Here is a 20,460-nt window from a genome sequence, read left to right on the forward strand (position 1 = left end):
CGAAGGTCCGCCCCGACACCTCAGTTGGCCGCGATCATCTCGGCCTGGCGCACGATGACCTCCGCCTGCTTGATCGAGGCGATGTCCACCAAGCGCCCCTTGTAGACGGTGGCGCCTTCGCCCTTGGCCTTGGCTTCTTCCATCGCGGCAAGGATCTCGCGGGCCTCGTTCACGGCCTCTTCGGTGGGCGTGAAGACCTCATTGGCCAGCGCCACCTGCTTTGGGTGGATCGCCCATTTGCCGACCATGCCCAGCGTGGCCGAGCGCAGCGCCTGGGCGCGGAACCCCTCATCGTCGCTGAAGTCGCCGAAAGGCCCGTCCACGGGCAGCACGCCGTGGGTCCGGCAGGCGGCCACGATCGCGGCCTGGGCCCAGTGCCAGGGATCCGACCAGTGCTTTTGACCTTCGCGGATCATGTAGTAGTTTTCCTGCGTGCCGCCGATGCCGGTGGTCGCCATGCCCATCGAGGCCGCGAAATCTGCGGCGCCGAGGCTCATCGCCTCAAGCCGGGGCGAGGCCGCGGCGATCTCCTCGACATGGGCGATGCCTGCGGCGCTTTCGATGATGACCTCGAACTTGATCGGCTTGGTCCGGCCCCTGGCACGTTCCACCGCCGTCACCAGCGCATCGACGGCATAGATGTCCCCGGCGCAGCCGACCTTGGGGATCATGATCTGGTCGAGCCGCTCGGACGCCTGTTCCAGCAAGTCCACCACGTCGCGGTACCAATAGGGCGTGTCCAGTCCGTTGATCCGCACCGACAGGGTCTTGTTGCCCCAGTCGATCTCGCCGATGGCCTTGATGATATTGGCACGCGCGCTGTCCTTGTCGGTTGGGGCCACCGAATCCTCGAGGTCAAGATTGATGACATCGGCCGCCGAGCCTGCCATCTTTTCAAAGATCGCCGGGCGAGAACCGGGGCCGAACAACTGGCAGCGATTGGGACGGGCCGGGGCGGCGGGCTGGATGCGGAAGGACATGGGCAGGGCCTTTCGGTCATAAAGTTGCGTGTACGCTGGTATATGGGTTATAAAACTGCGCAAGTTGCTGCAAGCGGATTTCGCTGCAGAGCGGCATTCCGCATCGCATGCATGATTCTTCGGCATTTTGGTCGAAATGTGCAAGAAACGTCGAAGATTTCCGCGTATCGGCGCAGGAACGCAAGGCAGTTCGGCGGCGACTCAGGCATGGTCGGGCAAATTCTGAATTCGGAGGCGTCCATGATCGAGACACCCTATCTTCTGTTCCTGGGCGATGCGCCCGACCCGCTGGCGGCCAAGGTGGCCCAGGGAATCCGCGATTGGCGGCCGGAAAACTGTGTCGGCCAGTTGCGCCTGGATGGTTGCAAGGCCGACCTTGGGCTGACGGACATGGACCTGGCGGCGGCCAAGGAGGCGGGCGCCAAGACGTTGGTGATCGGCGTGGCCAACCGCGGCGGCAAGATCAGCCAGACCTGGAAAAAGGTCCTGGTCGAGGCCCTCGAGGAAGGGTTCGACCTGGCCTCGGGGCTTCACAACCTGCTGCGGGACGAGCCCGACCTGAAGGCCGTGGCCGAGGCCACGGGCCGCGCCCTGCACGACGTGCGGGTGCCCGAGGTCGACTATCCGATCGCGGATGGCAAGATGCGGACCGGCAAGCGCGTTCTGGCCGTGGGCACCGATTGTTCGGTGGGCAAGATGTACACCACCCTGGCGCTGGACAAGGCGATGCGCGACCGGGGCATGAAATCGACCTTCCGCGCCACCGGCCAGACCGGCATCCTGATCACCGGTGATGGCGTGCCGCTGGATGCGGTTGTGGCGGATTTCATGGCCGGCAGCATCGAATGGCTGACGCCCGACAACGATGCCGACCATTGGGACGTGATCGAAGGACAGGGCAGCCTGTTCCACGTGTCCTTTTCCGGCGTGACCATGGCCCTGATCCACGGCGGCCAGCCCGACGCGCTGATCCTGTGCCACGAGCCGACGCGGACCCATATGCGCGGCCTGCCGGACTATGGCCTGCCCTCGCTGGAAGAGGTGCGGGACCTGTCGATGTCGCTGGCAAAGGTCTCCAACCCCGGTTGCCAGGTGGTTGGCGTGTCGATCAACACGCAGCACATGGGCGAAGCCGAGGCGGTGCGCTATTGCGAAGAGGTCGAGGCGCGCCTTGGCCTGCCCACGGTGGACCCGTTCCGGCACGGCGCAGACCGGTTGGCCGCGGCGCTCGAGGCGCTCTGACGACGGCGGTCCGGCCTTTGGCCAGACGCTGTTTCGCGCCTTCGGGCGCGAAAGACGCCCCGCCCGCCGTCCCTTTGGGCGCTCCCTGCGTTGCGGCGCGCGGGACGGCAGGTTGCGGCGTCAATTTATTTTCAAAGAGAAGAAGCAGGAAGGACGGGCATGACGATCAGTGTTTCACGAGACGTGTTCCGGCTCGCCGAGGCCTTTACCATTTCGCGGGGCAGCCGGACCGAGGCGCAAGTCCTGACCGTGCGGGTCACGCGCGGCAAGATCATGGGGTGGGGCGAATGCGTGCCCTATGCCCGCTATGACGAGACGCTGGACAGCGTGACCGCCGAGATCGAAGCCTTGCCCGAGGGGATTTCTCGCATGGCGCTGCAAGAGGCCCTGCCCGCCGGGGCGGCGCGCAACGCCTTGGATTGTGCGCTTTGGGATCTGGAGGCGAAGGCCGCCGGACAGCGCGCCTGGGAACTGGCCGGCCTGGCGAAACCGGGGCCCGAGATCACAGCCTATACCCTGTCGCTGGACACGCCGGAGAAGATGGAGGCCTCGGCGCGCAAACACGCGGCACGGCCCTTGCTCAAGATCAAGCTGGGCACGCCCGACGACATGCCCCGGCTGGAGGCGGTGCGCCGCGGTGCGCCCGATGCAAGGATCATCGTCGATGCCAACGAGGGCTGGAGTGCCGATGTCTATGCCGATCTCGCGCCGCACCTGGTGCGGCTGGGGGTCGCGCTTGTCGAACAGCCACTGCCAGCCGGCGAGGACGAGGCTCTGATCGGGATGGAGCGCCCGGTGCCCGTCTGTGCCGACGAGAGCTGTCATGACCGTGCCTCGCTGCCCGCGCTCAAGGGCAAGTACGACGTGGTGAACATCAAGCTGGACAAGACCGGCGGCCTGACCGAAGCGCTGGCCCTGCGCGATGCGGCGCTGGCCGAAGGATACGATGTCATGGTGGGCTGCATGGTCGGCTCGTCCCTGGCGATGGCCCCGGCGGTGCTGGTGGCCCAGGGGGCTCTGGTCACCGATCTGGACGGGCCCTTGCTGTTGGCCGAGGACCGGGACGTGCCGCTGACATTCGATGCCAAGGGCGTTCACCCGCCCGTGGCGACGCTCTGGGGCTGAAAAGGCATGCCGCCGCTGCCCTCGGGCCGAGGCTTGCAGCCTGCAGACGCCCTGCCTAAAAGATGCTGAACACCGCTTTCAAGGATCACGCCCATGACCCGTACCGTCTATGTGAACGGAGACTTCCTGCCTGAACACGAGGCCAAGGTCTCGATCTTCGACCGGGCCTTTCTCATGGCCGATGGCGTCTACGAGGTCACGTCGGTCCTGGGCGGCAAGCTGATCGATTTCGACGGCCACGCGAAACGGCTGCAGCGGTCGCTGGATGAGCTGGAGATGCGCAACCCCGTCACCGTAGAGGAGCTGCTGCAGATCCACCGCGACCTGGTTGAAAAGAACGGGATAGTGGACGGGCTGGTCTATCTGCAGATCACGCGGGGCGCGCCCGACGACCGCGACTTTGTTTTCCCCGACCCCGAAACGACGACGCCGACCATCGTTCTGTTCACCCAGAACAAGCCCGGTCTTGCGGAAAGCCCGGCGGCGAAGAAGGGCATCAAGGTGATCTCGATCGAGGATGCCCGCTGGGGCCGGCGCGATATCAAGACGGTGCAGTTGCTCTATCCCTCCATGGGCAAGATGATGGCCAAAAAGGCCGGTGCCGATGACGCCTGGATGGTCGAGGATGGTTTCGTGACCGAAGGAACCTCGAACAACGCCTATTTCATTAAGGGAAACAAGATCGTCACCCGTGCCCTGTCCAATGACATCCTGCACGGGATCACCCGTGCCGCCGTCCTGCGGTTCGCCCGCGAGGCACAGATGGAAGTCGAAGAACGCAATTTCACCATCGAGGAAGCGCAGGGGGCCGACGAGGCCTTCGTCACCTCTGCCTCGACCTTCGTGATGCCGGTGGTCGAGATCGACGGAGTGGCACTGGGCGATGGCACGCCGGGACAACGTGCCCTGCGCCTGCGAGATATCTACCTCGACGAGAGCCGCAAGGCAGCGATCTGATCCGATGACGGCCAGGGCGCTTGTCGAAGTCATCGGCGCGCTGGTCATCTTCCTGATTCTGGCGGCGCTTGGACTGTTCCATGTGCCCAGCGAGGAACCGACGATCGAGGCCGGGCTGCGGGCGCAGGCCAAGGTGCTCATGTCCGGGTATCCCGATCCGCCCGTGCTGACCGTCGATGGACGGGTGATCACGGTCGAGGGTCTGGTCCAGAGCCGCGCGGACATGCGCGCGATCGAGAGCGCGCTGCGCGGGATCGACGGTGTCGAAGAGGTGCGTGTCCGCCTCCAGGTTCTGCCCAGCGTCGAGCAGTTCACCTACAGCCTGCGCAAGGACGACACGGGGACGCGTCTCAGCGGTCACGTCACTACAGCCACCACCGCCGAGGCATTGGGTCGGATCTCTGGAGCGGATGCGACCACCTTGCAGATCGCACGAGGCGCGCCCATTGGGGATTGGGACGCCGCCATTCTGGCGCTGACCGAAAGCGCAGCAATCCTGGAAAGGGCGGAGATCGAGGTCAGCGGGACAAGCGGCACGATCCGGGGAGAGGCGCTCTGGCCCGCAGATGCGCGGGCGGTGGCGGCCCGGCTCGATAATTTGCCCGCGGAACTGTCGATCAAGCGAGAGATCAGCGTGCGTGACGACGGTGCGCCTTTTCTGCTGGTGGCAGAGCGACACCCCCACCGAGGTGTTTTCCTGCGCGGCAAGCTGCCTCCGGGGCTGAACGTGCAGGCCCTCGCAGGCGTATTCGACAGAGTTCAGGACAATGCCTTGGTGAACGGCCCGGTCGACCCCGGCCTGCCCGATCTGGGACCGACCATGACTGGTGCGATCAAGGTACTTGGCGCTGCAAGGCAGGGGGTGGCCGTGGTGATGCCCGGTTCCGTGGTCCTGACCGGTTTGGACGGTGGCCCTGAGATGGACAGCGCGCTGACGACCCTCCGCGCGGATCTGCCTGCGAACTACCGTCTGGACGTATCGACATTGCCCGAGGCGCCGCCACGGCCGTTCTGGCTGCTGCTTGAGCGGCGCAATGGGGCGGTTACGGCAACGGGTGTCCTGCCCGACGGCGTCCGGGCCGAGGATCTGGGCAGTGCGCTGGGCGCCGACGTCTCTCGCCTTTTGCAGTCACCGTTCCCTGATACGCTCGACTGGATTGCCAGCGTGGCGGCGGTGCAAGGCGCTTTTGCCGAGGTGATCGAGGGTAGCATCCTGCTGGAAGAGACATCCGTCACGCTGAACGCGGTTCTGACTGATCCTGACAGTGCGGCCCGGGTCGAAACACGGCTTGCGGCCTTGCCGCAGGGCACCGACCTGCGCAGCCATTTCGAGTTGCAGAGGGATGGCCGCGATCCGGACGCGACCCTGACCTATCATCCCGAAACGGGATTGGCGCTTGGCGGTGTGCTGCCTGTCGATCTGGACGCCGCCGCGATAGCCGGTCTGCTTGGGCTGCCGCCTGTCAGCGGGGATGTTCAGCAGGACCTGGATACCGCGCTGCCGGGTGCTGCGCCCTTGTTGAGGGCCGTCGCTCCCTGGCTGGGAGAGGCCGAAGCGCTGACCATCACGCTGGCGGTTGGGCAGCTTTCGGTCGAGGGTGTCCTCTCGCCCGGTGCCGACGTGGAACTGGTCGAGGCGGCAACACGCGCCGCGCTTGGGCCTGATGACAAGCTGTCGCTGACAATGCTGCAGGACTACCCGGCAGCCGGGACGCAGCGACAAAACGCGGCCCTTGGAGTAGAGCAGGTCTTTCAGGCGGGCTTTTGGTTGCCGCTTATTGAATTCGAGCCCTCCGTGGCCGAATGCGCCCGGCAGAGCCGCCGTGCCCAAGGCGATGAGCCGGTGCGGTTCCTCGCGGGAGAAACACGGCTGGACGCGCGGTCGATCCGGGGCGTGAACGCGCTTTCGGCAGTGGCGCGGATCTGCGTGGGGCAGGGCGGGTTGGCCCTGCGCGTCGAGGGGCATAGCGACAACTTCGGCGCCGAGGGCATCAACCGGTTGCTGAGCCGCCTGCGGGCCGAGGTCGTGGCGAAAGAGATCGCCAGGCGCGGCGTTCCCGAAACCGCGATCGAGGTGATGGCCTATGGCCCGGATCGGCCCGTAGCGAATAATGCGACGCCGGAGGGGCGGGCGCGGAACCGCCGAATCTCGTTGGTCTGGTCGACGCCGGTTCAAGCGGTCCGGTAGGACAGTTTCAGTTAGCCTGATCGCGCATAAGATGCGCGGACAGCCAGTCTGCCGCGTGGCGCCCGGCCCACAATCCGGTGGCCAGACAGCCGGTCAGCAGGTAGCCGCCCGTCGGCGCCTCCCAGTCGAGCATCTCACCCGCGCAGAAGGTGCCGGGCAGGTCGCGCAGCATCAGCCCGCGATCCAAGGCGGCAAACGGCACGCCGCCCGCAGTTGAAATCGCCTCGTCCATCGGTCTGGGGGCTGCGTCCTTCAGGTTCAGTGACTTGACGATCTTCGCCAGCGCCTGCGCATCATCCGGTAGGGGGCGCGCGCATTCCATCAGCAGGGCCCGCGCGGCGGGGGAAAGCGCCAAGGCCTTGCGCAGGGCGTTGGCGCGGCTCTGCTTGCCCCGTGGACGGGACAGCCGTGCCGTCAGCGAGGCGATGTCCATATCCGGTTTCAGGTCGATCCGCAGCGGGTGGCCGGTTCGCAGCGCAGGTGTCAGCGGGTAGATGCCGCCGCCTTCCAATCCCCGGGCCGAGATCACGACCTCGCCGCGGCTGGTCATGTCCCCGGCGGTGAGCGTGATGTTCTTCAGCGGTTCTCCGAAGTGCCGTTTCATGTGATCGGACCAGTCCACCGACAAACCGACATTGGAGGGGGCGAAGGGGGTGACCTGAAGGCCGGCCTGCCGGAAATGCCCGGCCCAGACCCCGTCCGATCCCAGCCGCGCCCAACTGGCGCCGCCAAGGGCCAGAACGGTGACGGCGGGATGTTCGGTCCGTTGCCCCTCGGGCGTGTCGAACGACAGGCCGCCATCCGGGTCCCAGCCCTGCCAGCGCCAGCGGGTCCGGATCTCCAGCCCCATGCCATCCAACCGCGTCAGCCAGGCGCGCAGCAAGGGAGAGGCCTTCATGACCTCGGGAAACAGCCGCAGGGTCGAGCCGGTAAAGGTCTTCTGTCCCAGCCCCTCGGCCCAGGCCGCGACCTCGCCGGGGCCAAAGGCGCCAATCATTGGCGCGAGGTCGGACACCGCCGCGCCATAGGCGGCCAGAAAACGCTCTGGCTCTTCCATCTTGGTCAGGTTCAGCCCGGACTTGCCGGCCATCAGCAGCTTGCGCGCCAAAGACGGTTTGGCTTCGACCAGTGTCACCGTGTGACCTGCGGACAGCAGGGCATCAGCAGCCATGAGCCCCGCAGGCCCCCCGCCGATTACAAGCGCCTGTCCCGTCACGCCTCCTGCGCCTCGGGCGCGGGGCTTTCGGTTGGGTGCTGCAACTGGACGACGCGGTGCGGATACGGGATCTCGATGTCGTGGTCCTTGAGCGCGTTCCAGATCAGGAACAGCACGTCCGAGGTGTACTTGTTCGGCCCGTCGTCGATGCCGTTGACCCAGAATTCCACCGCGAAATCGATGCCCGAGTCGCCAAAGCCGCGCAGTTCGCAATCCGGCGGGTAAGGTGCCGACAGCACTCCGGGGTGCTTGGCCACGGCCGCCTCGACGATGTCGGGAACAAGATTTATGTCGGTATTGTAGCTGACCGAAAAGGGCGCTTCGTAGCGGTTGGCGCTGCCCTGATCGGAATAGTTGATCACGCGAGTGGTGATGAAATCCTCGTTCGGGACAACGATCCAGCGGCCATCATAGGTCTCAAGGATCATTGCCCGCGCGGTCGTCTTGACGATGGTGCCGGCCTCGCCGCTGTCCAGTTCGACGTAGTCGCCCACCGTGGCCTGCCCTTCCAGCAGCAGGATGATGCCCGAGATGTAGTTGGACGCGATCTTTTGCAGGCCGAGGCCGAGACCCACACCGATGGCACCGCCGAGGACCGCCAGCGAGGTCAGGGGTATGCCGACGATGTTCATGAGCAGCAGGAAGGCGATGCCGAAGATGCTGAATTCGGCGGCCTTGGCGGCCAGTTGCCGCGTGGCGGGACGCATGTCCGCCTGCTTGTGGATATAGGCGCCGGTCTGGTCGTTGGACCAGCGGCCCAGCCAGAACAGGATCGACCCGGCGATGATGCCCCGGATCACCGACATCAAGGTGAACTCGATGTTGCCCAGGCTGATCGTCATTTCGTTCAGGCGGTCCGTGGCCACGTCCAGCAGACCCACGGTATACAGCGCCATGACCGGCAGCAGGATCACCCGGCCAAGCATCTTGAGGAAGCCATCCTGCATGATCTCGCGCACCAGGATGCGTGCGGCCAGGAACAGAAAGACGCGCTTGCCGAAGGCGATCACCGCGCCCGAGTTGAAGATCGCACGCGTCAGGCTTTCGCCGATGCCGGTAAGGGCCCAGGCCAGGATTGGCAACAGCAGCGGCACGAAGATCAGCAGGAACCGGCGCGCCGAGGCCAGCAGGGACTGGCGCGAGGCCTCTGGCGTCAGGATGCGGGTCAGCCAGGGCCGCAGCCGTCGGGTCAGAAGCCAGGCCAGAAGGAAAGCGGCGGCCAGCAATCCGAACTGCGACCAGGCGGCCGGCGAAATCAGCCATTCACGCGCGATCTCCCAGCCCTGCATGAGATAGGCATAGGCCTGCTGCACGATCTCGGGCTGGTTGGTCAGGTCGAAATCCATATGGCTTGATCCTTGGCGGCGTTGTCACATTCTCTTGCCCAATGCCAGTATCGGCCACAAGGGGAGCGATTTGGAACAGGGATCAGAACCTATTTGTCCGTTGTGCCTGCGCCGCATTCCGCCGGAGGCACGGCAAAGCCTGCACCACCTTGTACCGCGCCTGAAAGGTGGCAAGGGCGGACCCGTCGTCCTGTTGCACCAGATCTGTCACAGCGAGATCCACGCCCGGTTCACCGAGGCCGAGCTGGCGCGCGATCTGAACACGGTCGAGAAGTTGCGCGCGCATCCCGACATGGCGAAATTCCTCGCCTGGGTCGCCAAGCGGCCGCCCGCCTTTCACAGCCGCAGCGCCGGGGGACGGCGCAAGCGGTGAGACGGGGTTGCCCGTATCCGGCGCCGCGCCTAGGGTCGCGCTGCCAGGAAGGAGCCCGCCCATGCATCGTTTCCCGATCCGCGTCTACTATGAAGACACCGACATGGCGGGCATCGTCTACCACGCCAACTACCTGAAATTCATCGAGCGCGCCCGCAGCGACTGGGTCAAGGAACAGGGGCTGGACCAGAACGCCATGCGCGAGGACGACGGGATCGTCTTTGTCGTGCGGCGGATCGAGGCGGATTACCTCATGACTGCCCGGTACGACGACGCGCTCGAGGTGCGGACGACCGTCAAGAGCATGACCGGCGTGCGCCTTGTCATGTCGCAAGAAGTCGTGCGGGGCGAAGAGGTGATCTTTCGCGCCGAGGTGACGGCGGTCTGCGTCACCCGCGAAGGCCAGCCCGCGCGGTTGCCCGCGGCGCTGCGGCAAAGGGTGCATTGAACGACCCGGCAGCCCTTGCTCCAGCGGGCATTTGCCTGACGCGGAAACGGCCTTTGCCCTGCCGCGGCGGGCGCAAGGGCAAACCCCCGCCTATCGGAACCGGTCCGCGCCAGCGGAATGCTGCCAATTCAGTAGCCTTTCCCCTGCAAATCGGCTACATATCCCGGTAATCAGAGCCCCGGCCACAGGGGCCGACAGGAAATGAGCAGGTCTATGGAAGCAGGAACGCTTGCCCTCGCCTCGGAGATCGATTTCTCCTTCTGGGGTCTTTTCATGCGCGCGACGCTGACGGTCAAACTCGTCATGCTGTTGCTGATGGTCGCCTCGGTCTGGGCCTGGGCGATCATCATCGAGAAATTCGTCAGCTACCGCCGCGCCCGGCGCGAGGCGACGCGCTTTGACCGCGCCTTCTGGTCAGGGGAGCCGCTGGACGAGCTCTTCGAGCAGCTTGGCCCAGAACCTTCGGGGCGGTCGGAACGCGTTTTTGCGGCGGGCATGATGGAATGGCGCCGCAGCCACCGCGAGGACGGCGGGCTGATCGCCAATGCGCAAAGCCGGATCGACAGGTCCATGGATGTCGCAATCCAGAAAGAGGCGGACCAGTTGCAGAGGGGGCTGCCGGTTCTGGCCACGGTCGGCTCGACCGCGCCTTTCATCGGTCTGTTCGGCACTGTCTTCGGGATCATGCACTCCTTCATCCAGATTGCCGAACAGCAGAACACCTCGCTGGTGGTGGTTGCGCCGGGTATCGCCGAAGCGCTGCTGGCGACGGGCCTCGGCCTGCTGGCCGCCATTCCGGCGGTTGTCTTCTACAACAAGTTCTCCGCCGACGCGGACCGGATCGTGGGCAACTACGAGGCTTTTGCCGACGAGTTCGCGACCATCCTCTCGCGCCAGCTGGATTCCTGACCGATGGGAGCAGGGGTCGTCAAATCCGGAGGCGGCAAGCGGCGGCGCGGATCGCGCAGGAGCCGCGCACAGCCGATGGCCGAAATCAACGTGACGCCCTTCGTGGACGTCATGCTGGTGCTGCTGATCATCTTCATGGTGGCGGCACCTCTGCTGACGGTGGGCGTGCCGGTAGAGTTGCCCAAGACAGCCGCGCAGGCCCTGCCCAGCGATCCGCAGGAACCGTTGACGGTCACGCTGTCGGCGGATGGCACGATCTTGATCCAGAACTCCGAGATCGCCCGCGACGAGCTGGTCAACCGGCTGCGGGCCGTTGCGGCGGAACGCTCGGACGACCGGGTCTACCTGCGCGCGGACGGGTCGGTGTCCTATAGCGACGTGGCCCAGATCATGGGGGCTTTGAACGCGGGCGGGTTCTCGTCGATCGGCCTGGTGACGGACGTGGGCGGCCCGGCACTTGACGGACCCGACGGCGGCTGAGGCGCGGATGAACCGCTATCTCTATATATCCGGCGGGGCACATGCCCTGCTGTTTGCCTGGCTGCTGCTGGGCGACGTGTTCTCGGCAGAGCCGCCGGAGATGCAGGTCTCGGACGTGACCGTTCTGAGCGAAGAGGATTTCGCCCTGTTGACGGCGCCGCCGGTCCCGGAGCCGGAGCCCGAAGCGGAAACACCCGTGGCACCGCCTCCGGAGCCCGAGCCCGAACCCGCGCCAGAACCCGAACCGGTCCCCGCGCCGGAGCCGGAGCCCGTCCCGGAGCCCGAACCCGAACCGCAACCGGCGCCCGAACCCCAGCCCGAGCCGCAACCCGAACCTGAACCCGTACCGGAACCGCAGCCGGTCCCGGAACCCGATCCCGTGCCGGCCCCGGCGCCGTTGCCGGATCCTGAACCTGTCCCGGCGCCAATCGCGCCGCAGCCTGCACCGGTGCCCTCGACGCGTGCGCCCAGTGACTCCTTGCGGCCCCAGGCGCGCCCTGCGGACCGCGTGGCAAGCGAACCCGTGGCGCCGCCCGATCCGAACACCGAGCGCGCCGAAGAACGTGTCGAGGCGGTGGACCCCGAGGCGGACGCCCCCGAGATCGTCGAGGAAGAGCGCGACCCGACGGCGCCGCCCGAAACCGCGACCGAGATCGTGCCCGAGGGCGGCCCGCGTTTCGCGCCGACGGAATCACTGCGTCCGCAGGCGCGCACGCCCCGCGTGGCCCAGGCGGCGACGCCGAGTCCCGATCCCGCTCCCGATGCGGCCCCCGATGCACCCCCGGAACCGACCGCTACGCCGGACCCGGAACCTGCGGCGCCGGATCTGCCGGACGTCAACGCCGATATCACGGCGGCGCTGGCCGATGCCCTTTCCGCCGCCCCGCCGGATGTCCCCGAAGGTCCCCCCATGACGCGGGGCGAGCGCGAGGCATTGCGGCTGGCGGTGCAAGCCTGCTGGATCGTCGACAACGGGTCCGAGGCGTCGAACGTCACGGTGACGGTCGGGATGGAACTCGATCAGGACGGGCGCGTCGTGCCGGGCAGCCTGCGCATGATCGGAGCCTCCGAGGGCAGCTCGGCGGCGGTGCAGACTGCCTTTCAGGCGGCCCGGCGCGCGGTCCTGCGCTGCGAGAAGGGCGGGTACGACCTGCCGGCCGAGAAATACGAGCAGTGGAAAGAGATCGAGATGACCTTCAACCCGGACCAGATGAGGTTGCGGTGAGCGATTTCCTGCGCAAATTCCCCCTCTGCGGTCCGGTATTGCCGGTTTTGCGGCGGGGGAAATCAGGATAGGTTAACGCAGGGCGGGCACAGACCTGCCAGATCCGGCCCGAGCAGCGCCCGAAGGAGGGTTTTCCGAGATGATCGCACGTCTAGTCGCCTTGGTCCTTGCCTGTGCCACGGCTTTCCTGCCTGTGGCTGTTCAGGCTCAGTCCGGCCCCCTGCGCATTGAGATCACCGAAGGTGTTATCGAACCCTTGCCCTACGCGGTGCCCGATTTCGTCGCCGAAACCCAGGCTGCGGAACAGTTCGCGGCCGAGATCAGCCGCGTTGTCGCCGCCGACCTGACCGGCACCGGTCTTTTCCGCGAAATCCCGCGCGATGCGCATATCGCCCGGGTCAGCAGCTTTGGCGCCCCGGTCCAGTTCGCGGACTGGAAGGCGATCAACGCGCAGGCTCTGATCACCGGGGCGGTGTCTGCCGATGCCTCGGGCCGGGTGGTGGTCAAGTTCCGGGTCTGGGACGTCTTTGCCGGCCAGGAACTGGGGCAGGGGATGCAGTTCGCCTCTGACGCCAGCGGCTTTCGCCGGCTGGCGCACAAGGTGGCCGATCAGGTCTACAGCCGGCTGACCGGCGAGACGCCCTATTTCGACAGCCGCGTGGTCTTTGTCTCTGAAACCGGACCCAAGGATGCGCGCCAGAAACGCCTGGCGATCATGGATTACGACGGCGCCAACGTGCAGTACCTGACCGACGACTCCTCCCTGGTGCTGGCGCCGCGCTTTTCGCCCAATGGTGGGCGGGTGCTTTATACCAGCTACGAAACGGGCTTTCCCCGTATCCACGTCCTGACGGTTGGCGACGTGGCCAGCCAGATCCTGCAGGTAGGTGAGGGCGTGATGAGCTTTGCGCCGCGGTTCTCGCCGGACGGGCGGATGGTGGTCTATTCGCTGACGCAGGGATCGAATACCGATATCTTCGCGATGGATCTTGCCAGCGGCGCGACACGGCGCCTGACCTCGGCCCCGTCTATCGAAACCGCGCCCAGCTTTTCGCCCGATGGGCAGCAGATCGTTTTTGAAAGCGACCGGTCGGGCACCCAGCAGCTGTATGTCATGCCTGCGACGGGCGGAGAGGCGCAGCGGATCAGTTTTGGCGACGGGCGCTACGGCACCCCGGTCTGGAGCCCGCGCGGCGATCGTATCGCCTTTACCAAGCAGAACGCGGGCCGGTTCCATATCGGTGTCATGCGCACCGACGGCAGCGAGGAGCGGCTCTTGACCGCCTCTTTCCTGGACGAAGGCCCGACATGGGCTCCCAATGGCCGCGTCATCATGTTCTCGCGGGAGACACAGGGGGCGCAGGGCTCGTCGGCGCTGTACTCGGTCGATATCTCGGGGCGCAACCTGAAGCGGGTGCGCACCCCGGCGGGCGCCTCGGACCCCAGCTGGGGCCCGCTGCAATAAGACGTCATTTCCCATATATTGCGCCCTGTGATAGATAGGCCGCAATGACAAGAGCAGGACCTGATCCATGAAACATCTCACCAAGGCCATCCTGATCGGCGCGGCACTTGCCACCGCGGCCTGTACCAACCCGTCGCGGTTCGGTGGCGACGACGCTTCGCGGGGGGCGGGCGGTCCGGGCACCTATGCACCCGGCAGCGTCGACGACCCCAAGTCGCCGGCCTATTTCTCGGCCCGCGTCGGCGACCGGGTGCTGTTCGCGGTCGACCAGTCTTCGCTGTCGCCCGAGGCGCGCGTGGTGCTGGACGGTCAGGCCAAGTGGCTGATGGACAACCCGGATTACCTGGCGATCATCGAAGGTCACGCCGACGAACAGGGCACGCGGGAATACAACCTCGCGCTGGGCGCCCGCCGCGCCAATGCGGTGATGGAATACCTGGTGGCCAAGGGTATCCCGCAAAGCCGCCTGAAATTTGTCAGCTACGGCAAGGAGCGCCCGCTCGAGATCTGCTCGGAAGAGGCCTGCTATGCCAAGAACCGCCGCGCCGTGACCGTGATCTCGGTCAGCAGCCTGACGGGGTAAGACATGCTGCGTGCGGTGGTGTTCGGGGCCTGCCTGCTGGCAGGCGGTATGGCAACGGCCCAGCAGGGCGAAACGCTGGCCGACGTCAAGCAGGACCTTGCTGTCCTGACCGTCGAATTGCGCAAGCTGCGCGCCGAGTTGAACACCACCGGCGCGCCCTCTGTTGCGGTGGGCGGGTCCGCGCTGGACCGCATCACCGCCATCGAGAGCGAGCTGCAGCGCCTGACCGCCAAGACCGAGGAGCTGGAGTTCCGCCTGGGCCGTGTCGTCAAGGACGGCACCAACCGGATCGGCGATCTGAAATTCCGCATCTGCGAGTTGGAACCCGGCTGTGACATCGGCAAGCTGGCCGAGACCGATCCGCTGGGTGGGGACGCCGCGCCGGCACCCGCCCCGGCGGAGCCGGCGCCGGAGCCGGCCACCGATGCCCTGCCTTTCGACGGGGAACTTGCCATCAGCGAAGAGGCGGATTTCCGGGCTGCGCTCGAGGCGCTGGACGCGGGCGACTACTCGGGCGCCGAAATGCTGTTTGCCCAGTTCCGCGAAACCTACCCGATGGGACCGCTGGAACCTGCTGCGCTGATCGGCGAGGGACGGGCGCTGGAGGCACAGGGCGATACACGCGAGGCCGCGCGGCGCTACCTGTCGGCCTACTCGGGCTTTCCCGACTCCAAGGTCGCGCCCGAGGCGCTTTGGCGCCTGGGCGATGCCCTGGGCGCGCTGGGTTCGGTGAGCGAGGCCTGTATCACGTTGGGTGAGGTCGCGGCGCGCTACCCCGGATCGGATGCGGTGGCCCGCGCGACAGCCAGCCGCCAGAGCCTTGGGTGCCAGTAAGACGGTGAACCTCGACCAGCGGTTTGCCGAGGCGATGGGCCAGTTGCTTGGCCCGGATTTCCCTGACGAAATCGGTCTGGCCGTCTCTGGCGGGGGCGACAGCATGGCGATGCTGACGCTCGCGCATAATTGGACCAGACACTGGGGCGTGGGTCTGCGAGTGGTCACCGTGGATCACGGGCTGCGCCCCGAGTCTGCGGACGAAGCCGCAATGGTGGCCGCGGAATGTGCCGCACTGGGTTGGCCCCATGACACGCTGTGCTGGCACTGGGATGGCACCGGCAACAAGATGGATGCCGCGCGGCGTGGGCGGCTTGCGTTGATCGACGCATGGCGCGGCTCGCTGTCCCATGTGTTGATGGCCCATACGCGGGACGACGTGGCAGAGACATTCCTGATGCGCCTGGCGCGCGGCTCTGGTGTGGACGGGTTGGCGGCAATGTCAGCGCGGCGGCAGGTGGGCGGCATGCAGGTCTTGCGCCCCTGCCTGGACATGGGGCGGGCCGAATTGCGCCATTACCTGACGGTTCTGAAAGGCACCTGGGTCGAAGATCCGTCCAACGATGACCCGACCTATGGACGGGTAAGGATGCGCCGGCTGCTGGCGGATTTGCAGGCCGGGGGGCTGGGGGCCGAAACCCTGGCCGACACGGCCGCCCGCTTGCGAGAGGACCGCCTCGCTCTGGGCCAGCGTGCCGCAACGATATGGGACATGGTTGGCACGCAGACCGACTGGGGCGGCTTGGTTCTGACGCCCGATTGGTTCGTAGGGGTCGAACCTGCCACGCAGCGCCGCCTTTTGTCGGCCATGCTGCGCTTTGTGTCCGGTGCGGAGTACCCGCCACGGGCCGAGGCCTTGGAAGGGCTGCGTGATCGGCTGGTCAGCGGGGGCGGCGGAACGCTGCACGGTTGCGAGGTGATCCACCACCGCGGCCGGGTGCTGATGTTCCGCGAGGCGGCTGCCGTCGCCCAGAGGGCCGTGATCACCCCTGGCGGCACATGGGACGGACGATGGCAGGTCACGGCGCCCGACTGCGCGGGATGCACGATCCGCGCATTGGGAGAGGACGGCTGGCGGCAGGTCGCCGAGAAGCCGCCGGGCACGCCGCCGTTTCGCGCCGCCCTGTCCCTGCCGTCGATCTGGCGGAACGACACCTTGCTGGCCTGTGACGCCCTGGGTATTGGCCCTGGCAACACTGCGCGCCTGTGCCGCGCCGAGGTGTTCCGCGACTTACTGCTCTCGCATTGAAGCCAGGGCGCCGATCTCTATGTTACACTACAACTCGCTGTGCTATGAGCCTGCAAAGCTTACAAAGGAGTTCCCCCCTTGGGTAACGCAAGAAACATCGCCTTCTGGGTCGTTCTGTTCCTCCTGATCCTGGCGCTCTTCAACCTGTTCTCGGGCGGCGGCACCACGCTGCAGAGTCGCGAGGTCGGCTACTCCGATTTCGTCCGCGCGGTCGAGACGCAGAACGTCAGCTCTGTGACCATCGACGGCGAACAGGTGCGCTATCGCACCAACGAGGGGCAGGACTATGTCACCATCAAGCCCGAGGATGCGGAACTGACCAACCTGCTGTTGGACAACAACATTCCGGTCAAGGCCGAGGCGCAGGAGCAGTCGGGCTTCCAGTCCTTCCTGCTGTCGCTTCTGCCCTTCCTGTTGCTGATCGGTGTCTGGATCTACTTCATGAACCGGATGCAGGGTGGTGGCAAAGGCGGTGCGATGGGCTTTGGCAAGTCCAAGGCCAAACTGCTGACCGAGAAACATGGCCGCGTGACATTTGACGACGTGGCAGGCATCGACGAGGCCAAGGAAGAACTCGAGGAGATCGTCGAATTCCTGCGCAACCCGCAGAAATTCAGCCGCCTTGGGGGCAAGATCCCCAAGGGTGCGTTGCTGGTTGGCCCTCCGGGCACCGGTAAAACGCTGCTGGCGCGGGCAATCGCGGGCGAGGCCGGCGTGCCTTTCTTCACCATCTCGGGGTCCGATTTCGTTGAAATGTTCGTCGGTGTCGGCGCCAGCCGTGTCCGCGACATGTTCGAGCAGGCGAAGAAGAACGCGCCCTGTATCGTCTTCATCGATGAGATCGACGCCGTGGGCCGTGCCCGTGGCCAGGGCTATGGCGGTGGCAACGACGAACGCGAACAGACGCTCAACCAGCTGCTGGTCGAGATGGACGGGTTCGAGGCCAACGAGGGTGTCATCATCGTTGCCGCCACCAACCGGCGCGACGTTCTGGACCCGGCGCTGCTGCGTCCGGGCCGGTTCGACCGCCAGGTGACGGTGCCGAACCCGGACATCAAGGGCCGCGAAAAGATCCTTGGCGTGCATGCGCGCAAGACCCCTCTGGGGCCTGACGTGGACCTGCGCATCATCGCGCGCGGCACGCCGGGGTTCTCGGGTGCCGACCTTGCCAACCTCGTGAACGAAGCGGCGCTGATGGCGGCGCGTGTCGGCCGCCGTTTCGTGACCATGGAAGACTTCGAGAACGCCAAGGACAAGGTGATGATGGGCGCCGAGCGGCGCAGCATGGTCCTGACTGATGACCAGAAGGAAAAGACCGCCTACCACGAAGCCGGTCACGCGGTGGTCGGACTGGCCCTGCCGCAATGCGACCCGGTCTACAAGGCAACGATCATCCCGCGTGGCGGCGCGCTTGGCATGGTGGTCAGCCTGCCGGAAATCGATCGTCTGAACTGGCACAAGTCCGAGTGCGAGGAAAAGATGGCGATGACGATGGCCGGCAAGGCCGCCGAGATCATCAAGTACGGCGAGCCCAACGTCTCGAACGGCCCGGCGGGCGACATCCAGCAGGCCAGCGCGCTGGCCCGCGCGATGGTCTTGCGCTGGGGCATGTCCGACAAGGTGGGCAATATCGACTATGCCGAGGCGCACGAGGGCTATCAGGGCAACACCGCGGGTCTGTCGGTGTCGGCGCACACCAAGGAACTGATCGAGGACGAGGTCAAACGCTTCATCCAGGAAGCCTATGAACGCGCCTACCAGATCCTCACCGACCGCAAGGACGAGTGGGAGCGCCTGGCGAAAGGGCTGCTGGAATATGAAACCCTGACCGGCGAAGAGATCAAGCGCGTGATGCGGGGCGATCCGCCCCATTCGGGCGACGACGACGACGGCTCTGGCGCGGTCGAGGAAAAGCCGTCGCTGACCGCGATCCCCAAGACCAAGCCCAAGTCCAAACCCTCGGGTGACGGGGGACTGGAGCCTGAGCCCTCGGCATGACGACCGGGAAGACAGAAGACGATTGGGACCCCGGGACCTACCACAGGTTCCGGGGTTATCGTTTGCTGCCCGCGCTGGACCTCTTGGCGCGGATCGGGCCATTGCCCCTAGGCGACGTGATCGACCTGGGCTGTGGCGCCGGGGATGTGGCGCCGGACCTTCACCTGCGGTTCTGCAAGACGACCGGAGCCAGGCTGATCGGGGTCGACAGTTCTCCGGCGATGCTGGAACAGGCGAGGGGGCAGGGGGTCTATGATCGGCTGGAAGAGAGAGACATTGCAGAATGGCAGCCGCAAGAAGCCCCGGCGCTGATATTCTCCAATGCCGCTTTGCACTGGGTCGACGGGCACGAAGCCTTTTTGCCGGGTTTGGTCGATGCTCTGGTTCCGGGGGGGATTCTGGCCGTTCAGGTGCCGCATCAGAACAATGCACCCTCGCACCGGCTTTGGCGCACCTTGGCAGAGGAACTCTGCCCGGGCCAGGTGGAGGAGGTTCACCTGCCGGAGGTTCTGAAACCGGCGCAGTATTACCACCTGCTTGAAGGCCTCGGCGAGATCAGCCTCTGGGAGACCGAGTATTTCCAGAAACTGCCGCCCTGCGACGAGGGGCACCCGGTGCGCCGATTTACAGAGGCGACCTATGCCCGGCCCATCCTGCGGGCCATGCCCGAAACGGCCCGTGCCCGGTTGGTGGCCGCCTATGACGAGCTCATTCCCAAGGCCTACCCGTTGTCCCCCGACGGAAGCGCATTGTTCCCCTTGCGGCGCATGTTCTTTACCTTGACCCGTGCAGGGCGATCCGTTCCCGCCCCTTAGAAAGGCCCGCCATGCCCGCGCTCAAGCCCACTGATTACACCGCAACCGTCACATGGCTGGGCGTCGTGACGAACGCAGATCGTGTCGAACTTCTGGCCGAACCGCGAGAGCGCCTGGACCTGACCTTTGACGGGGTGGCGGGGTCGTTTCACGGTGGGGCGACGCGGCTTTCCTGTTCGCGGGTCAAGTCGCAGTATCCCAAGGGAACGGAAATCCGGAACGAACGCCAACTGAGCATCATCAGTGCCGAGGAACTGGCCGAAATCGCCGCCGTGATGGGGGTGGACGCGATAGATCCCGCACGGTTGGGCGCCTCCATGGTTCTCAGTGGATTGCCGGACTTCAGCTTTGTCCCGCCGTCGTCCAGGCTGCAAGCGCCGTCCGGGGCGACGCTGACCGTGGACATGCAGAACCGGCCTTGCCAGTTTCCCGCCAAGAGCATCGAAACGGTGGCACCCGGCAAGGGACGCGGCTTCAAACCTGCTGCCGCTGGACGGCGCGGCGTGACCGCCTCTGTCGCCCGTGAGGGCCGCGTGGCGATCGGCGATGTCCTGCGCCTTAACGTCCCCGACCAACGGGCCTGGCAGCCCGAGCTCTGATCTCCCGTCGGACAAGGCCCTGTTCCACGCGCAGGGATCAAAATTTCCGATACGAAAGTTCGTGTTGCTCTGCGCCGGTGCAGCAGTGATCTATAGGCGCAACGCGATGACCATTCGCCCCGCCAGAGCCTTGGGTTTCCGATCAGCGGCACATGGCTCGTGACGCGGTCAAGCTTCGCCGCAGTTTCGCAAGAAAAGGTCGGATTCGCTTTCACAGACGGTCCGGCACATCGCTATGGCTGGGCCATCGCGAAACCATCTGCAACAGGGACAGCACCAAGATGGCATTCAAGTCCGACATCGAAATAGCCCGCGAGGCGAACAAGAAGCCGATCCAGGAGATTGGTGATGCGCTGAACATTCCGGGTGAGCACCTGCTGCCCTACGGTCACGACAAGGCGAAGGTGAGCCAGGATTTCATCAACTCG

General features: G+C 65.8%; 20 protein-coding genes. 17 read left to right on the forward strand and 3 right to left on the reverse strand.

Features of this window, described 5'->3' with window-relative positions; translation table 11 throughout:
* Positions 1 to 20: 20 nt before the first annotated feature.
* On the reverse strand, positions 21 to 980 hold the full coding sequence (locus RBB42_RS26245; protein ID WP_305972330.1) for an L-malyl-CoA/beta-methylmalyl-CoA lyase: 960 nt from the start codon (positions 978 to 980) through the stop codon (positions 21 to 23).
* A gap of 240 nt (positions 981 to 1,220) precedes the next feature.
* On the opposite strand from RBB42_RS26245, the gene dgcN reads away from it, so the two are divergent.
* The 4 genes from dgcN (at position 1,221) to RBB42_RS26265 (ending at position 6,492) form a co-directional block, all read left to right on the forward strand.
* Positions 1,221 to 2,222, forward strand: a complete 1,002-nt coding sequence (gene dgcN, locus RBB42_RS26250) for an N-acetyltransferase DgcN (protein WP_305972329.1) — start codon at positions 1,221 to 1,223, stop codon at positions 2,220 to 2,222.
* Positions 2,223 to 2,381: 159 nt separating this feature from the next.
* Entirely contained in the window at positions 2,382 to 3,347 is a 966-nt protein-coding gene (gene dgcA, locus RBB42_RS26255; protein WP_305972328.1) for an N-acetyl-D-Glu racemase DgcA, read from the forward strand.
* A gap of 93 nt (positions 3,348 to 3,440) precedes the next feature.
* Positions 3,441 to 4,304, forward strand: a complete 864-nt coding sequence (locus RBB42_RS26260; RefSeq protein WP_305972327.1) for a D-amino-acid transaminase — start codon at positions 3,441 to 3,443, stop codon at positions 4,302 to 4,304.
* Positions 4,305 to 4,308: 4 nt separating this feature from the next.
* A complete protein-coding gene (locus tag RBB42_RS26265) occupies positions 4,309 to 6,492 on the forward strand; it encodes an OmpA family protein (protein ID WP_306043905.1) in 2,184 nt (727 codons plus the stop codon).
* 7 nt (positions 6,493 to 6,499) lie between these two features.
* Here the strand turns inward: RBB42_RS26265 and RBB42_RS26270 are convergent, their stop codons facing one another.
* Positions 6,500 to 7,708, reverse strand: a complete 1,209-nt coding sequence (locus tag RBB42_RS26270; RefSeq protein ID WP_305972325.1) for a TIGR03862 family flavoprotein — start codon at positions 7,706 to 7,708, stop codon at positions 6,500 to 6,502.
* Positions 7,705 to 9,054, reverse strand: coding sequence for a mechanosensitive ion channel family protein (locus RBB42_RS26275; protein WP_305972324.1), 1,350 nt, complete (start codon positions 9,052 to 9,054; stop codon positions 7,705 to 7,707). Before RBB42_RS26275 ends, RBB42_RS26270 begins: the two co-directional genes overlap by 4 nt.
* 70 nt (positions 9,055 to 9,124) lie before the next feature.
* Between RBB42_RS26275 and RBB42_RS26280 the strand changes: the two genes are divergently transcribed.
* The 13 genes from RBB42_RS26280 to RBB42_RS26340 form a co-directional block, all read left to right on the forward strand.
* On the forward strand, positions 9,125 to 9,427 hold the full coding sequence (locus tag RBB42_RS26280) for an HNH endonuclease family protein (protein WP_306043906.1): 303 nt from the start codon (positions 9,125 to 9,127) through the stop codon (positions 9,425 to 9,427).
* Between the two features lie 61 nt (positions 9,428 to 9,488).
* Positions 9,489 to 9,875, forward strand: a complete 387-nt coding sequence (gene ybgC, locus RBB42_RS26285; protein WP_305972323.1) for a tol-pal system-associated acyl-CoA thioesterase — start codon at positions 9,489 to 9,491, stop codon at positions 9,873 to 9,875.
* Between the two features lie 213 nt (positions 9,876 to 10,088).
* Complete coding sequence (gene tolQ, locus RBB42_RS26290) at positions 10,089 to 10,784, forward strand: protein TolQ (protein ID WP_043142103.1); 696 nt, start codon at positions 10,089 to 10,091, stop codon at positions 10,782 to 10,784.
* A gap of 3 nt (positions 10,785 to 10,787) precedes the next feature.
* Positions 10,788 to 11,264 carry a protein TolR gene (gene tolR / locus RBB42_RS26295; RefSeq protein ID WP_305972322.1) on the forward strand — a complete coding sequence of 159 codons (477 nt, stop codon included), beginning with the start codon at positions 10,788 to 10,790 and terminating at the stop codon, positions 11,262 to 11,264.
* 7 nt (positions 11,265 to 11,271) lie between these two features.
* A complete protein-coding gene (gene tolA, locus RBB42_RS26300) occupies positions 11,272 to 12,489 on the forward strand; it encodes a cell envelope integrity protein TolA (protein WP_305972321.1) in 1,218 nt (405 codons plus the stop codon).
* A 139-nt stretch (positions 12,490 to 12,628) separates the two neighbouring features.
* Positions 12,629 to 13,954 (forward strand): Tol-Pal system beta propeller repeat protein TolB, encoded by a 1,326-nt coding sequence (tolB, locus tag RBB42_RS26305; protein WP_305972320.1) that lies wholly within the window; start codon positions 12,629 to 12,631, stop codon positions 13,952 to 13,954.
* 67 nt (positions 13,955 to 14,021) lie between these two features.
* Positions 14,022 to 14,537: a peptidoglycan-associated lipoprotein Pal gene (pal, locus tag RBB42_RS26310; RefSeq protein ID WP_305972319.1), complete on the forward strand. Its 516-nt coding sequence runs from the start codon at positions 14,022 to 14,024 to the stop codon at positions 14,535 to 14,537.
* A gap of 3 nt (positions 14,538 to 14,540) precedes the next feature.
* Positions 14,541 to 15,371, forward strand: a complete 831-nt coding sequence (gene ybgF, locus RBB42_RS26315) for a tol-pal system protein YbgF (RefSeq protein ID WP_305972318.1) — start codon at positions 14,541 to 14,543, stop codon at positions 15,369 to 15,371.
* Entirely contained in the window at positions 15,358 to 16,620 is a 1,263-nt protein-coding gene (gene tilS / locus RBB42_RS26320) for a tRNA lysidine(34) synthetase TilS (protein ID WP_305972317.1), read from the forward strand. Before ybgF ends, tilS begins: the two co-directional genes overlap by 14 nt.
* A 78-nt stretch (positions 16,621 to 16,698) precedes the next feature.
* A complete protein-coding gene (ftsH, locus tag RBB42_RS26325; protein WP_305972316.1) occupies positions 16,699 to 18,618 on the forward strand; it encodes an ATP-dependent zinc metalloprotease FtsH in 1,920 nt (639 codons plus the stop codon).
* Complete coding sequence (locus RBB42_RS26330; RefSeq protein ID WP_305972315.1) at positions 18,615 to 19,433, forward strand: methyltransferase domain-containing protein; 819 nt, start codon at positions 18,615 to 18,617, stop codon at positions 19,431 to 19,433. Before ftsH ends, RBB42_RS26330 begins: the two co-directional genes overlap by 4 nt.
* 11 nt (positions 19,434 to 19,444) lie before the next feature.
* Complete coding sequence (locus RBB42_RS26335) at positions 19,445 to 20,032, forward strand: MOSC domain-containing protein (RefSeq protein ID WP_305972314.1); 588 nt, start codon at positions 19,445 to 19,447, stop codon at positions 20,030 to 20,032.
* Positions 20,033 to 20,313: 281 nt separating this feature from the next.
* The coding region (locus tag RBB42_RS26340; protein ID WP_305972331.1) for a formate--tetrahydrofolate ligase at positions 20,314 to 20,460 on the forward strand (147 nt) is incomplete at its 3' end.

The organism is Mameliella sp. MMSF_3455 (assembly GCF_030733205.1).
In the GTDB taxonomy this organism is placed as follows: Bacteria; Pseudomonadota; Alphaproteobacteria; order Rhodobacterales; family Rhodobacteraceae; genus Antarctobacter.

What these genes read in the sequence shown, in the direction of transcription:
- tolQ (WP_043142103.1), top strand. Translation starts at nt 10,089, where the DNA reads ATGGAAGCAGGAACGCTTGCCCTCGCCTCGGAGATCGATTTCTCCTTC.
- RBB42_RS26245 (WP_305972330.1), bottom strand. Translation starts at nt 980, where the DNA reads ATGTCCTTCCGCATCCAGCCCGCCGCCCCGGCCCGTCCCAATCGCTGC.
- tolB (WP_305972320.1), top strand. Translation starts at nt 12,629, where the DNA reads ATGATCGCACGTCTAGTCGCCTTGGTCCTTGCCTGTGCCACGGCTTTC.
- RBB42_RS26330 (WP_305972315.1), top strand. Translation starts at nt 18,615, where the DNA reads ATGACGACCGGGAAGACAGAAGACGATTGGGACCCCGGGACCTACCAC.
- tolA (WP_305972321.1), top strand. Translation starts at nt 11,272, where the DNA reads ATGAACCGCTATCTCTATATATCCGGCGGGGCACATGCCCTGCTGTTT.
- RBB42_RS26260 (WP_305972327.1), top strand. Translation starts at nt 3,441, where the DNA reads ATGACCCGTACCGTCTATGTGAACGGAGACTTCCTGCCTGAACACGAG.
- RBB42_RS26275 (WP_305972324.1), bottom strand. Translation starts at nt 9,054, where the DNA reads ATGGATTTCGACCTGACCAACCAGCCCGAGATCGTGCAGCAGGCCTAT.
- dgcA (WP_305972328.1), top strand. Translation starts at nt 2,382, where the DNA reads ATGACGATCAGTGTTTCACGAGACGTGTTCCGGCTCGCCGAGGCCTTT.
- RBB42_RS26335 (WP_305972314.1), top strand. Translation starts at nt 19,445, where the DNA reads ATGCCCGCGCTCAAGCCCACTGATTACACCGCAACCGTCACATGGCTG.
- ybgC (WP_305972323.1), top strand. Translation starts at nt 9,489, where the DNA reads ATGCATCGTTTCCCGATCCGCGTCTACTATGAAGACACCGACATGGCG.
- pal (WP_305972319.1), top strand. Translation starts at nt 14,022, where the DNA reads ATGAAACATCTCACCAAGGCCATCCTGATCGGCGCGGCACTTGCCACC.
- RBB42_RS26265 (WP_306043905.1), top strand. Translation starts at nt 4,309, where the DNA reads ATGACGGCCAGGGCGCTTGTCGAAGTCATCGGCGCGCTGGTCATCTTC.
- dgcN (WP_305972329.1), top strand. Translation starts at nt 1,221, where the DNA reads ATGATCGAGACACCCTATCTTCTGTTCCTGGGCGATGCGCCCGACCCG.
- ybgF (WP_305972318.1), top strand. Translation starts at nt 14,541, where the DNA reads ATGCTGCGTGCGGTGGTGTTCGGGGCCTGCCTGCTGGCAGGCGGTATG.
- tolR (WP_305972322.1), top strand. Translation starts at nt 10,788, where the DNA reads ATGGGAGCAGGGGTCGTCAAATCCGGAGGCGGCAAGCGGCGGCGCGGA.